The sequence below is a fragment of the Burkholderia sp. Ac-20365 genome (assembly GCF_017104715.1).
GTDB lineage: Bacteria > Pseudomonadota > Gammaproteobacteria > Burkholderiales > Burkholderiaceae > Paraburkholderia.
Genome location: NZ_JAAGPI010000002.1, coordinates 324,328 through 337,265, shown reverse-complemented (window position 1 = coordinate 337,265; position 12,938 = coordinate 324,328). Strand labels below are relative to the sequence as shown.

Here is a 12,938-nt window from a genome sequence, read left to right as displayed (position 1 = left end):
TCTCCCTATAGGAACGATAGCCGGAAAATCTGCTGTTTGTGAGACAAGATGACCGGGGTGGTTGTCTGCGACGCTGGGGGTGGTTTTTTATGGGCTTTCGCTGGCATCCGCGTTTTGTTACTGGTGCTTCAGGCGTCGCCCCTGTGCGGGGCGGCACTTACTTTCTTTGCCGCCGCAAAGAAAGTAAGCAAAGAAAGCGGGCCAACACCACCCGCTCCTGACCACCGCCTGAGGGCCCCCAACGGGTCCTCTCCTTCACACGACAACTTCTCAGTCAGCTCCCGTTGCCCGCGCTTCGAATCAACGCCTCACCCACTTCAATCACCCGTAGTACAGCTAGCGGCAGCGAATGGTCACTGCCGCCCAGGTGGCAAACTGTGTGTAGGGCGTAGTGCCTCACACCACGCCGCTCCTACGACACCGATCGTGTTTTTCAGTCCGGAGTAAAGCGCATACGCCGCGACAGCCTACACACAGTTTGCCGCTATAGAACGTGGGCGATTTGATCGCGCATGTGGCGACGCGGGAGTGTGAAGCGGGTGAGGCGCCGATTCAAGGCGCACGCAACGGGAGCTGACTGAGAAGTTGTCGTGTGAAGGAGAGGACCCGTTGGGGGCCCTCAGGCAGGAACAAGTGTTGGCGGTGTTCAGCGGCTTTCTTTTGCCTACTTTTCTTTGCCGCGGCAAAGAAAAGTAGGTGCCGCCCCGCACAGGGGCGACGCGTGAAGCACGAAGGCAAATCGCGGATGCCAGCGCAGCAAAAGCAAAAACAACAGCAAAAACCCAGAAAAAAGCCCGCCATAAAGGCGGGCCAAAGTCGCTGCGCTAGTACCTTTCGAGACCCCGTCTCCGGGGAAATTCCTTACTCGACGTGTTCGCCATGCAGGATCACGTCCAGACCTTCGCGCTCTTCCTCTTCCGTCACGCGCAGGCCGATGGTTGCGTCGATGATCTTCAGCAGGATGAAGCTGATCACGCCGCTGTACACGAGGGTCGTCACGACGCCCTTCAACTGGAGCAGAACGCTGCCGTCCGCGCCGCCTATGTCCTTGACGGCAAACACGCCCGTCAGGATTGCGCCCACGATACCGCCGATGCAGTGCACGCCGAACGCGTCGAGCGAGTCGTCGTAACCCATCTTGTGCTTGAGCCACGTTGCCGACCAGAAGCAGACCACGCCTGCGATCAGGCCGATAGCCAGCGCGCCGCCGACACCGACGAAGCCCGAAGCCGGCGTAATGGCGACCAGACCTGCCACAGCACCCGACACGATACCGAGCACCGACGGCTTGCCCTTCGCAATCCATTCAGCAAACATCCAGCCGAGTGCAGCGATAGCCGTTGCAACCTGCGTCGTCAGCATCGCGAAACCGGCACGGCCGTCAGCCGCCACAGCCGAACCCGCGTTGAAGCCGAACCAGCCCACCCACAGCATCGAGCCGCCGATCATCGTCAGCACGAGATTGTGCGGCGCCATCACGTCCTTGCCGTAGCCGACGCGCTTGCCGAGCACCAGGCAGCAGACCAGACCTGCGATACCGGCGTTGATGTGCACCACCGTGCCGCCCGCGAAGTCGAGAATGCCTGCGCTAGCCAGCCAGCCCGTCGGTTCCCACACCATGTGAGCGATCGGCGAGTAGACGATGATCGACCACAGCGTCATGAACACGAGCATCGCCGAGAACTTCATACGGTCTGCGAATGCACCCGTGATCAGCGCCGGCGTGATGATCGCGAACGTCATCTGATACACGAAGTAGACCGATTCCGGGATGGTCGGCGCGAGGTGGCTGACCGTCAGCGTGGTCGCCTTGTCGCCCTTGATGAAGGCCATGCCGTGCAGCATCACACGCGAGAAGCCACCCAGGAACGAGCCGCCCGGCGTGAACGCGAGGCTGTAGCCGACCACCGTCCAGATCACCGTCACGAGACAGGTGATCGCGAAGCTTTGCATGACCGTGGCGAGCACGTTCTTCTTGCGGACCATGCCGGCGTAGAAGAGCGCGAGACCAGGAATCGTCATGAACAGCACGAGGGCCGTCGAGGTCAGCATCCAGGCGGTGTCGCCCGAGCTGATTTTCGACGAATCGACCGAGAACGGTGCGGTCGGCGCAGCAGGTGCTGCGTCCGAAGCGGCAGCAGCCGCCGATGCGTCAGCAGGTGCGCTGGCGGCAGGAGCTGCCGAAGCATCTGCAGCCGGTGCGCTTGCAGCAGGTGCAGCCGCTGCGTCCGACGAAGCCGGCGCGCTCGCCGTCGTGTCCGGGGCGGAAGCCGCGGCGGGGGCCGAAGCGTCGTCCGCGACGGCAGCGCCGATGCCGACCGTCAGCAGCGAGCCTGCCATCAGCAGGGACATCAATAATTTACGCATCTTCAGTTTCCTCTTGTCGCTGTTTTTTACAGTGCGTCCGCGCCGGTCTCGCCGGTGCGAATCCGAATCACCTGTTCGATCGGCGTGACGAAGATCTTGCCGTCGCCGATCTTGCCCGTACGTGCCGCGCGCTCGAGAGCTTCGATCGCCTGGTCGACGATGTCGTCCGACACCGCGGCCTCGATCTTCACTTTCGGCAGAAAGTCGACGACGTACTCGGCTCCCCGATACAACTCCGTGTGGCCCTTCTGACGACCAAACCCTTTTACTTCTGTCACCGTGATCCCCGAGACGCCGATCGCCGACAGGGCTTCGCGCGCCTCATCGAGCTTGAAAGGCTTGATGATTGCGGTAATGAGTTTCATGAAATCCTCGCTGTAGTGACTCAACCCGTTTGCGTGACTTGCATTTGCCTTGCGCCCTGCTTTCGGCAACTCCCCCGAACCCGCTAGCAATGGCGCATCTCCAGACGGCGTCCCGCCGGTGCGCGGGGCAGTAACAGCAACGTCCATGCCATGTTTGTGGCAGACTGCCGCACTCGCTTGTGCCACAAGGGTTTGCGCGTTTTCTTGTCCGGATGGCCAGTTCGGGCCGGGTTCGCTGGCGCGCTACCGGGATCGTTGCTAGAGTGTTTGCAGGCTTGGACCACAGGCGTGCGCACCAAAGGCGCCCATGCTTCAACGGGCGCTCTATGACCATGCACCAGAAACGATCATTCAGTGTTACGAGGCACGCGCGTAACATCGCATGCACATTTTTTGTGCAATAAGGGGATTGAAATGAAACAACCAAACGACGTCTTCAATGACTTTCAGGCCAAGGTTTCAGAGCTGTTCAAAAACTCGCCGGCCAAAGATGTCGAACGCAACGTGCGCGCAATGCTGTCGCAGGGCTTTTCGAAGCTCGATCTGGTGACGCGCGAAGAATTCGACACGCAGACGCAGGTGCTCGTGCGCACCCGCGCGCGGCTCGAGGAGCTGGAGCGGCGCGTCGCCGAACTCGAACAGAAGCTGCCCGTCAGCCAGTCGTCCTGAGCATCCTCGTCTGATCTGCACATCACAGGCAAGCGGCCCGTGACGTCAACAGCGCTTTAAGGTGAACGCGCCCCGCGGGCGCGTCGGACGGGAGAAAACATGTCGCTTGCCGTGGTGCGCAGTCGCGCGCCGGCCTCTGGCCGCGCGCCCGAAGTAACCGTCGAAGTTCATCTCGCCAACGGTCTTCCTTCTTTTTCCATCGTCGGTCTGCCGGATCTCGAAGTACGCGAGAGCCGCGAGCGCGTGCGCGCGGCGCTGCTCAACTGCGGGCTCGATTTCCCGGTGCGGCGAATCACAGTGAATCTGGCGCCCGCCGATCTGCCGAAAGAATCCGGGCGCTTCGATCTGCCGATCGCGCTCGGCATTCTCGCTGCGAGCGGGCAAATTCCCGTCGAATCTCTGGCGCATCGGGAATTTGCGGGAGAACTCTCACTGACGGGCGCACTGCGTCCGATGCGCGGTGCGTTCGCGATGGCGTGTGGCACGGCGCGCGGTCATCTTTCTTATCCCGATGCGTCTGCTGATGCGCTCGAAGACGACGCGATCGCCCGTACGCCGGAACTCTATTTGCCGCTTGCCAGCGCGAAGGAAGCGGCGCTCGTGCCCGGCGTCGCGGTGTACGGTGCGGCGGACCTGCCGTCGCTGTGCGCCCATCTCACCGGCGATGCGGACGCGCGGCTTTATCCCGTCGAGGCCACGACCTTATCGAACGATGCCCTCGTCGCGCCGCCCGATATGGCCGACGTGATCGGCCAGCGTGGCGCGCGCCGCGCGCTCGAAGTTGCGGCCGCGGGCGGCCATCACGTATTGATGATCGGGCCGCCGGGCGCGGGCAAATCGATGCTCGCCGCGCGCCTGCCCGGCCTCCTGCCGTCGATGACCGACGACGAAGCGCTGACGTCCGCCGCGCTGCTATCGGCAAGCGCCGCCGGTTTCACGCCTGCTCATTGGCGCCAACGGCCGTTTCGCGCGCCGCATCATTCGTCGAGTGCGGCCGCGCTGGTCGGCGGACGCAATCCGCCGCAACCCGGCGAGATCACCCTGGCGCACCTGGGCGTTCTTTTCCTGGATGAGATACCAGAGTTCGACAGACATGTGCTCGAGAACCTGCGCGAGCCGCTCGAAAACGGCCGCATCACGATTTCTCGCGCCGCGCTTCAGGCGGACTTTCCCGCCGCATGCCAGCTGATTGCCGCGATGAACCCGTGTCCGTGTGGCTGGCGCGGCGACCCCGGCGGCCGCTGCCGCTGCACGCCGGAAGTGGCGGCACGCTACATGCGCAAGCTGTCCGGACCGCTACTGGATCGCATCGACATTCAGATCGAGATTCCCGCGCTGTCGCCGGCGGAACTGTCGGCTCGCTCGACGACGTCGGGCGAACCCAGCGCGCCGATCGCCCGTCGGGTGGAAGCCGCACGCAATCGCCAGCTCCAGCGACAAGGAAAGACGAACCGCGAACTCAGCGGCCGGGAAGCGGATGCGGTTTGCCGTCCCGATGAAGAAGGCGAGCGTTTGCTGCGCGAAGCGGGCGAGCGGTTTGGCTGGTCAGCGCGTGCTTACTATCGCGTGCTGAAGGTAGCGAGAACCATCGCCGATCTTGCCGGCGACAGCATGCCGAACGCCGCTCAGATCTCGGAAGCGGTCCAGTATCGGCGGGCGTTCGGTTCTCAGTAAAAGCTGCGGAAGACAAAAAATGCATGTCAAGACTTGACTTATGCACATTTCCGGCCCAGCGATAGATTTTGATACAACTGAAAGCCTGTTGTGAGCCGCTTGACGAAGGTCTTTGATTTTATTGGATTTTTCAAAATGCCAAGATTCAGGGCAAAGTAGCAAACTGCCCGTCTGATGGGCATCTGCGGCCTACCGCACAGAGTTACTAACAAAGTTATCCACAGATCCTGTGGGTAACAAAAAAAGTCCCGTGTAAACACCAGACTAGCGAACTTTCTTGCGAGTAAACTTTCACTCGCAACGTCCGCTGAAAAGATCAGTGCGACCCTGAATCAGTAAAGTTTGAACGACCCGAAGAATTGCTCAATTTGTTCGGCCGGCGGTTCTTTGCTCGCAATCACCGCCGCCTGATACACATGTCGCCCCTTCGCGACGAGGCGCGCGTGCATGATCCGCGTCTCGTGTTTCGGCCCTGCCTGGCCGCTGAACGTCATTTCCATGCCTTGCACCTGGCCGCCCGCCGCGAGCGGGATCTCGGCGACGTGGGAATCGGGCTCGGATCCGAGGTTGTGCGCAAGACCCGAGCGCAGGTAATCGAGCGCCGTGCGCTGCACCTGCGGGTCGTCGCTTGGCAGCATCACCGTGCCGACCGCGAATACTGCGTGGTCCGCTTCGGCAATCTGCATCGACATATTCATCGGTGTGCCGCCGATATTGATCTCGCGCTGGTCGGTGGTCGGCTTGGCGGGCAGATCGACTGTGTAACCGTTGTCGTTGTTCATGATCGTGCGCCAGTCGTAGGTCGGCGAGCAGGCGGCTAGCAGCCAGCCGGCCGCCAGCAAGGCAGTGACCTTGGGGAGGAGCGTACGAGACGAAACAGGCAAAAATGAGCGAAAAACGGGACGGAGCATGACGCGTCTGATGAAAGTCACGGAGCAGAAAGCATCATTATCTGCCGTTATCCGCGGCTTAACCGCGTCGTCAGCCACGTCACAAGATTGCCGGTACAATATGAGACAGTATCCGGGGCGCCCTTTTCCGCTGCTGTTCTGGCAGCTTCCGAGCGCCTTACGACGTGTGTTCCACGCGTTTCCCGAGGTCCCGTTCATGAGCCAAACCAACGTTTCCCGGCGTTCCAGCCCGATTCGCTTTATCGCTGCCGCCATCGTCGCTGGCGCGATCGCTGTCGCGGGCTATTTCGCATTCGGCAACCAGCAGCATGTGCCCGACGCGACGTTCACGCTGCTGTCCGGCCAGAAAGTGTCGACGGCCGATCTGAAGGGCAAGGTCTATCTCGTCAATTTCTGGGCGACGAGCTGCGACACCTGCATGAAGGAAATGCCGCAGATGATCCAGACGTACAACCGCTTCAAGGACAAAGGTCTCGAGTTCGTCGCCGTGGCAATGAGCTACGACGCGCCGATGTACGTGACCAACTACACGGAAACGCGCCGCCTGCCGTTCAAGGTCGCAATGGACGATGGGTCGGCTGCGAAACAATTCGGCAACGTGCAGCTCACGCCGACCACGTTCGTGATCGACCGCAATGGCAAGGTGTTGAAGCGCTATGTCGGCGAACCGCAGTTCGCGGAACTCGACCAGTTGCTGGCCAAGGCGCTCGGCACGACTTCGTAACGCAGACTCACAACACGGCGGGCGTCGCGTTGAAATCTTCGCAGCGCACCCGCCGTCAGCAGCACCTCACGCCTGCTTCACCGCTCACCTTCCCCACGCGCTGCCAGCCCATAACGCTTGATCTTTTCGTAGAGCGTCGCCTTGCCGACCTGTAAACGGTCCGCCGCGACGGCAACCGCGCCGCCTGTCTGTTCCAGCGCTTCAGCGATCACCGCACGTTCGAATTGCTCGACGCGCTCCTTCAGCGGCTGCGTGATCGAGGTTAAAGCATCGTCGGCGGTAGCCGTCACCGTATCGTCGCCGACACCCAGCACGAAGCGATCCGCCGCGTTGCGTAGTTCGCGAACGTTGCCCGGCCATTCGCGCTGCATCAGGTTCGAGCGCTGCCGGTCGGTGAGAATCGGCGCGGGACGTTGATAACGCACGGCCGCATCGAGCAGGAAATGCTCGAACAGCGGCACGATGTCTTCGCGCCGCTCCGACAGCGGCGGCAGCGCGATCGTCACCACGTTGAGCCGGTACAGCAGATCGCGCCGGAACGTGCCCGCCGCGACGTGTTCGGTCATATCGCCCTTCGCCGCCGCGACGATACGGCAATCGACACGTATCGGCTGGTTCGATCCGAGCCGCTCCAGCACGCCATCCTGCAACACGCGCAGCAGCTTCACCTGCAACGCGAGCGGCATGCTTTCGATTTCATCGAGAAACAGCGTGCCGCCCGACGCATGTTCGAGCTTGCCGATACGCCGCTTCGCCGCGCCCGTAAACGCGCCCGGCTCGTGGCCGAACATCTCCGATTCGAACATCGGCTCCGGCAACGCGCCGCAGTTCACCGCGAGAAACGGCTTGTCCCGGCGCGGCGACAACTCATGCAGACTGCGCGCAATCAGTTCCTTGCCCGCGCCCGTATCGCCGTTGATGAGCACGGATGCATCCGTCGGCGCGACGTTCACGATCAGCTTGCGCACCTGCTCGATAGCAAGACTGCGCCCGATGATGCGCGGCGCAAGCGTCCCTTGCTCCGCCAGTTCACGCCGCAGCGCCAGGTTTTCGAGCAGCAGCGTGCGGCGTTCCAATGCACGGCGCACGGTTTCAATCAGCCGCTCGGAGGCGAAAGGCTTTTCGATGAAGTCATAAGCGCCGTCGCGCATCGCCTGCACGGCCATCGAGATATCGCCGTGGCCCGTGACGAGAATGACGGGCACGTCGGGCGCGCGTTCGCGGCATTGCGCGAGCAGATCGAGGCCGCTTGCGCCCGGCAAACGGATGTCGCTGACGATCACGCCCGCGAACTCCGCGTTGATCAGCTTCGCCGCCGACTCCACCGACGCATGCCCGACCACCTCGAATCCCGCGAGTTGCAGGCTTTGCACGCTCGCGCGCCGCACGAGTTCGTCGTCTTCGATATAGAGGACTTGCAAGCCCTTGCTCATGTTCGATACACCTTAAGTACGTGGCAGATCACAATCCCGTCGCGACCGGATTGGCGACGTCGGCAGCCTGCGCTCCTGCGCGGCGCAATGTCAGCACGAATTCGGCGCCGCCTTGCGCGTTATTGCGTGCAATCAGCGAGCCGCCGCAATCGCGCGCAATCGACGAGCAGATCGCCAGTCCCAGCCCGAGCCCCTGGCCCATTTCCTTCGTGGTGAAGAACGGTTCGAACAGACGCGGCAACACGTCGTCGGGAATGCCGGGGCCATTGTCGCTCACGATGATCGCAAGCGAGTCCTGCGAGGTCTGCACATCGATCGCAATGCGCGGCGCGGGCATGCCCGCTACTGCGTCGAGCGCATTGCCCAGCAGATTGATCAGCACCTGTTCGAGCCGCAGATCATCGCAAAGCGCGACGAGCTTCGGATCGTCGCTGTCGAGATTGAAACGCATAGGCGCCGCGCCGTCGTCGATCAACGAGACATCGACCGTCACGCCCTGCAAGCGCTTCTGCAACAGCGTCAGCGTGTTGCGCAACGCACGCGCCACGAATGCCCGCGCATTGCGAGGCCGCGCGCGTCCGACGAACAGCTTCAGCTGGTTCGTGATCTTGCCCATGCGCTCGGTCAGCGCGGCAATGGCTTCGAGATTATCTTTCGCGGATTCGTGATCGCCGCGTTCGAGGAACACGCGCGTGTTGTCGGAGAAGCCGCGTAACGCGGCGAGCGGCTGATTCAGTTCGTGCGTAATACCCGCCGCCATCTGTCCGAGCGCGGCAAGCTTACTCGCCTGGATCAGCTCGTCATGCGCGGCGCGCAGTTCCTGTTCGGCACGCGTGCGCTCGCTGACTTCTTTCTTCAACTGCTCGTTCGCCTGCGACAGATCCGCTGTACGCTCAGCGACGCGCTGGTTGAGTTCCGCATACGCCTTCTGCAACAGCGCGCGGCTGCGCATGACCTCGCGCACGCGCGCACGGCGCATACGCCAGTAGAACAGCAAGAGACACAACGACACATAACCGAAGCCCGTCACGATCGTCGCGTAACGCGCGTCGGCGTTAACGGGGTCGATGGGCGCCATCGTGATGAGACGCCAGTCCGGTTCGCCGAGCGTGCGCTGCGACGCCAGAAAACGCGGCGCCGCGTAATTACCACTGCGTCCGCCGCCGATGCGCACGATCTGCGCGCCGCCTTCGAGCGAGCGTACAACCGTCATCGGCAGCGGCGCGATCGGCTGGCGTGCGTACTGCCGCGTGTCGAAGATCGACGCGATCACGTCGCTCGTCAGCGGCTTCACCGTGTGATATTTCCACGCGGGCACCGACGACAGAAAGATCACGCCATGATCGTCAGTGACGATCAACGGCTCGGACGCATCCGCGCCCTGAAACCATTCGAGATTCAGTTTGACCACCGCCACGCCGACTATCTTGCCGTCACGGCGCACCGGCTGCGAAATGTAGTAACCCGGATCGAGCGACGTCGTGCCGATGCCAAAGAAACGACCAACGCTCCCTTTGATCGCTTCGACGAAATACGGCCGGAACAGATACTCCTGGCCGATAAAGCTGTCGGGCTGATTCCAGTTGCTCGCCGCGACGCAACGGCCCGAAGCCGTGACGATATACGCGACGTTCGCACGCGCGCGGCGATTGAGATCTTCGAGATATTGATTGGCCCGCGCGACATTGTCCGCATCCGGGGAAGCCAGCGCATCCTGCACGATCGGATGTTCGCCAAGCAGATAGGGAAGCGATTCGTAGCGCTCGAGTGTGCTCTTGAGCGCAGCCGTCGTGCGGTCCGCGCGCACTGCAGCGTTGCGCCGCAGCGTATCGATGCCATGCTGCCACGTGATGGTCCACGTGAGTCCGCAGGCCGCCACGAGCCCGGCGACCAGCGCGAACAGGATCAGCAGGCGGCGCGTCACGATGGCGGGATTCGTTCGATGAGGATCGCCTATTGTGGCATACCGTTCCTCATCGTCGTCGGACGCGTCGAATCCGCCGGGTGCGTCAGGTGAGTCAGGCGGCCCGGACGCCGCCTGCGTGACATGCGGCGCCGCGCCCTGTTGCCGCGGCGCCGCTTTCATGGCTCAGACCTCGGCCGCTTCGCTGACCGACACATCGCGGCGCATTTCATTGCGCAGCTTCGTACGGTCCAGTTCTTTTTCCCATGCCGACACGACGATCGTCGCCACGCCGTTGCCGACGATGTTCGTCAGCGCGCGGCATTCGCTCATGAAGCGGTCGATACCGAGAATCAGCACCATGCCCGACAGCGGAATGGTCGGCACGACGGCGAGCGTGGCAGCCAGCGTGATGAAGCCTGCGCCCGTCACGCCGCTCGCGCCCTTCGACGTCAGCATCGTCACCGCGAGCAGCGTCAGTTGCTGGCCCCAAGTGAGATCGGTGTTGGTCGCCTGCGCGATGAACAGCACGGCCATCGTCATGTAGATGTTCGTGCCGTCGAGGTTGAACGAGTAACCCGTCGGCACCACGAGACCGACCACCGAGCGCGAGCAGCCGAGCTTTTCGAGCTTCAGCATCAGTTGCGGCAGCGCCGCTTCCGACGAGCTCGTGCCCAGCACGATTAGCATCTCTTCCTTGATGTACGCCACGAAGCGCAGGATGTTGAAGCCCACCACGCGCGCGATGATGCCGAGCACCACCACCACGAACACGATCGACGTCAGATAGAACGTGCCGATCAGCTTGAGCATCGGGACCAGCGAGCCGATACCGTACTTGCCGATCGTGAACGCCATCGCGCCGAACGCGCCGATCGGCGCCAGCTTCGTGATGATCTTCACGATGCCGAACAGGATGTGCGACAGGCTTTCGATGAAGTTCACCACCGGCTTGCCCTTGTCGCCCGCCGTCGCGAGCACCGCGCCGAACAGCAGCGCGATCAGCAGGATCTGCAGGATTTCACCCTGAGCGAACGCCGACGACAGCGTGTCCGGAATGATGTGCATGAAGAAGTCGACGGTCGTCTGGCCGTGCGCCTTCGCTGCGTACGACGCGACAGCCTTGCCGTCGAGCGTCGCCGGATCGATGTTGAAACCGACGCCCGGCTTCAACAGGTGCGTGGCCGCGAGACCGAGCACCAGCGCGAAAGTCGAGACGATTTCAAAGTACAGCAGCGCCTTGCCGCCGACGCGCCCGACCTTCTTCATGTCTTCCATGCCCGCGATACCCGTGACCACGGTACAGAAGATGATCGGTCCGATCACCATCTTGATGAGCTTGATGAACCCGTCGCCGAGCGGCTTCATGTCGGTGGCGAGAGCGGGATAGAAGTGCCCCAGCGCAATGCCGATGATGATCGCGAAGATCACCTGCACGTAGAGGACTTTATAAAAGGGTTTCTTCACGATGGTGTTCCTGCAATGGAGTAAAGCTTGGGTGGACCGAAGGCCGACCACGCATCACATGGACGAACGAATTGACGTGCGTCGTGCGCGCAGGCTGAGCCGCGAACAGACGACGAAATCAGAGGGACCAGAACAGGAACTTCAGCATCGTTGTCTCCTTGCTTTGTAGTAGACGGGCCTTTGCAGCCGCGCTTTCTTTTTGCAAGGTCGATGCCAGCTTTTATTTCGAGCTTAGTGCGTTGATTTTTAAGATACTTTGCAGATGCTGACGCACGCAATCGTCCGGGTTTCCGGAAATCCGGAATCCGGACGTCCGGAAACCCCGACGAGTGTAGGCGCGCCGCTAAGGGCTAACCCTGAGCGCCTTCTTCGAGCACGAGCAGGTTTTCATGCGAGAAACCGAGCGCCACCGGCTGACCGCGTTCCGGCAGACGACGGTTCGGATCGTTGAAGATATCGAGCGAAATGACTTCGTCTTTGACGCGCGTGCGGATGCGCACGATCGCGCCGAGGAAGCTCACCTCTTCGACCGTCGCCGTCAGCGTGTTGCGGCCCGCGACGGGCGGTTCCAGCACGATCGCTTCCGGACGCAGCGCGAGCATGCGCTTCTTGCCGGCATCGTCGGCGGGCAGCGGTTGCGTGGTGCGCAGTTCCTGGCCATCGATGGCCATGCGGCCTGTGGCCGGATCGACCACATGTCCCGACAGAATGTTCAGCGTGCCGACGAACGACGCCACGAAGCGCGTGCGCGGATAGTTGTAGATTTCGAGCGGCGTGCCAACCTGCTCGACGCGGCCCTCGTTCATCACGACGATGCGGTCGGAAATCGACAGCGCCTCTTCCTGATCGTGCGTGACGAAAATCGACGTGATGCCGAGTTCGCGTTGCAGCGCGCGAATGTCCTGACGCAGCGAAATGCGGATCTTCGCATCGAGCGCCGACAGCGGTTCGTCGAGCAGCAGCACTTGCGGCTTGCTCGCGAGCGCGCGCGCCAGCGCAACGCGCTGCTGCTGCCCGCCCGACAGCTGCCACGGATACCGCTCGCCCAGATGCGGCAGCTTGATCAGTTGCAGCATTTCATCGACGCGCTTCTTGATCTCGACTTGCGGACGATGCGCGATCTTCAGCCCAAAGCCGATGTTGTCCGCCACCGTCATGTTCGGAAACAGCGCGTACGCCTGAAACACCATGCCGACGTTGCGCTGCCGCGTGCGCAGATACGTGACATCGCGGCCGTCGAGACGGATCGTGCCGCGCGTCGGCGTCTCGAAGCCGGCGATCATCCGCAGCACGGTTGTCTTGCCGCAGCCGGACGGCCCGAGAAAGGTGATGAACTCGCCGCGCTCGATCTTCATGTCGAAGTGATGCAAGGCCGTGTTCGCGCCGAACGTCTTGTGCAGGTTTTCGATTTCAAGAAATGCCATG

At 62.2% G+C, this 12,938-nt stretch carries 10 protein-coding genes; 3 read left to right on the top strand and 7 right to left on the bottom strand.

Annotated features, from left to right (window positions below; translation table 11 throughout):
* Window positions 1-861 precede the first annotated feature (861 nt).
* Window positions 862-2,367: an ammonium transporter gene (locus G3O01_RS04820; protein ID WP_205803391.1), complete on the bottom strand. Its 1,506-nt coding sequence runs from the start codon at window positions 2,365-2,367 to the stop codon at window positions 862-864.
* A 26-nt stretch (window positions 2,368-2,393) separates the two neighbouring features.
* Entirely contained in the window at window positions 2,394-2,732 is a 339-nt protein-coding gene (locus G3O01_RS04815; protein WP_006048089.1) for a P-II family nitrogen regulator, read from the bottom strand.
* A gap of 414 nt (window positions 2,733-3,146) precedes the next feature.
* Between G3O01_RS04815 and G3O01_RS04810 the strand changes: the two genes are divergently transcribed.
* A complete protein-coding gene (locus tag G3O01_RS04810) occupies window positions 3,147-3,401 on the top strand; it encodes an accessory factor UbiK family protein (protein ID WP_007577719.1) in 255 nt (84 codons plus the stop codon).
* A 99-nt stretch (window positions 3,402-3,500) separates the two neighbouring features.
* The gene (locus G3O01_RS04805; RefSeq protein WP_205803390.1) at window positions 3,501-5,075 is read left to right on the top strand and encodes a YifB family Mg chelatase-like AAA ATPase; all 1,575 of its coding nucleotides are present in this window, start codon (window positions 3,501-3,503) and stop codon (window positions 5,073-5,075) included.
* Window positions 5,076-5,407: 332 nt separating this feature from the next.
* On the opposite strand, the gene G3O01_RS04800 is transcribed toward G3O01_RS04805, so the two are convergent.
* Window positions 5,408-6,064 carry a hypothetical protein gene (locus tag G3O01_RS04800; protein WP_346779152.1) on the bottom strand — a complete coding sequence of 219 codons (657 nt, stop codon included), beginning with the start codon at window positions 6,062-6,064 and terminating at the stop codon, window positions 5,408-5,410.
* Between the two features lie 118 nt (window positions 6,065-6,182).
* On the opposite strand from G3O01_RS04800, the gene G3O01_RS04795 reads away from it, so the two are divergent.
* Window positions 6,183-6,710: a TlpA disulfide reductase family protein gene (locus tag G3O01_RS04795; RefSeq protein WP_205803389.1), complete on the top strand. Its 528-nt coding sequence runs from the start codon at window positions 6,183-6,185 to the stop codon at window positions 6,708-6,710.
* Between the two features lie 77 nt (window positions 6,711-6,787).
* On the opposite strand, the gene G3O01_RS04790 is transcribed toward G3O01_RS04795, so the two are convergent.
* The 4 genes from G3O01_RS04790 to G3O01_RS04775 form a co-directional block, all read right to left on the bottom strand.
* Window positions 6,788-8,143: a sigma-54 dependent transcriptional regulator gene (locus G3O01_RS04790; protein WP_205803388.1), complete on the bottom strand. Its 1,356-nt coding sequence runs from the start codon at window positions 8,141-8,143 to the stop codon at window positions 6,788-6,790.
* A gap of 28 nt (window positions 8,144-8,171) precedes the next feature.
* Complete coding sequence (locus G3O01_RS04785; protein WP_205803387.1) at window positions 8,172-10,229, bottom strand: sensor histidine kinase; 2,058 nt, start codon at window positions 10,227-10,229, stop codon at window positions 8,172-8,174.
* 3 nt (window positions 10,230-10,232) lie between these two features.
* Entirely contained in the window at window positions 10,233-11,513 is a 1,281-nt protein-coding gene (locus tag G3O01_RS04780; RefSeq protein WP_205803386.1) for a dicarboxylate/amino acid:cation symporter, read from the bottom strand.
* 350 nt (window positions 11,514-11,863) lie between these two features.
* Window positions 11,864-12,937 carry an ABC transporter ATP-binding protein gene (locus G3O01_RS04775; protein ID WP_205803385.1) on the bottom strand — a complete coding sequence of 358 codons (1,074 nt, stop codon included), beginning with the start codon at window positions 12,935-12,937 and terminating at the stop codon, window positions 11,864-11,866.
* Between the last annotated feature and the right edge of the window lies 1 nt (window position 12,938).

Excerpts from the sequence above, each read along its gene's own strand:
- G3O01_RS04820 (WP_205803391.1), bottom strand. The coding sequence starts at position 2,367 with ATGCGTAAATTATTGATGTCCCTGCTGATGGCAGGCTCGCTGCTGACG.
- G3O01_RS04815 (WP_006048089.1), bottom strand. The coding sequence starts at position 2,732 with ATGAAACTCATTACCGCAATCATCAAGCCTTTCAAGCTCGATGAGGCG.
- G3O01_RS04810 (WP_007577719.1), top strand. The coding sequence starts at position 3,147 with ATGAAACAACCAAACGACGTCTTCAATGACTTTCAGGCCAAGGTTTCA.
- G3O01_RS04805 (WP_205803390.1), top strand. The coding sequence starts at position 3,501 with ATGTCGCTTGCCGTGGTGCGCAGTCGCGCGCCGGCCTCTGGCCGCGCG.
- G3O01_RS04795 (WP_205803389.1), top strand. The coding sequence starts at position 6,183 with ATGAGCCAAACCAACGTTTCCCGGCGTTCCAGCCCGATTCGCTTTATC.
- G3O01_RS04790 (WP_205803388.1), bottom strand. The coding sequence starts at position 8,143 with ATGAGCAAGGGCTTGCAAGTCCTCTATATCGAAGACGACGAACTCGTG.
- G3O01_RS04785 (WP_205803387.1), bottom strand. The coding sequence starts at position 10,229 with ATGAAAGCGGCGCCGCGGCAACAGGGCGCGGCGCCGCATGTCACGCAG.
- G3O01_RS04775 (WP_205803385.1), bottom strand. The coding sequence starts at position 12,937 with ATGGCATTTCTTGAAATCGAAAACCTGCACAAGACGTTCGGCGCGAAC.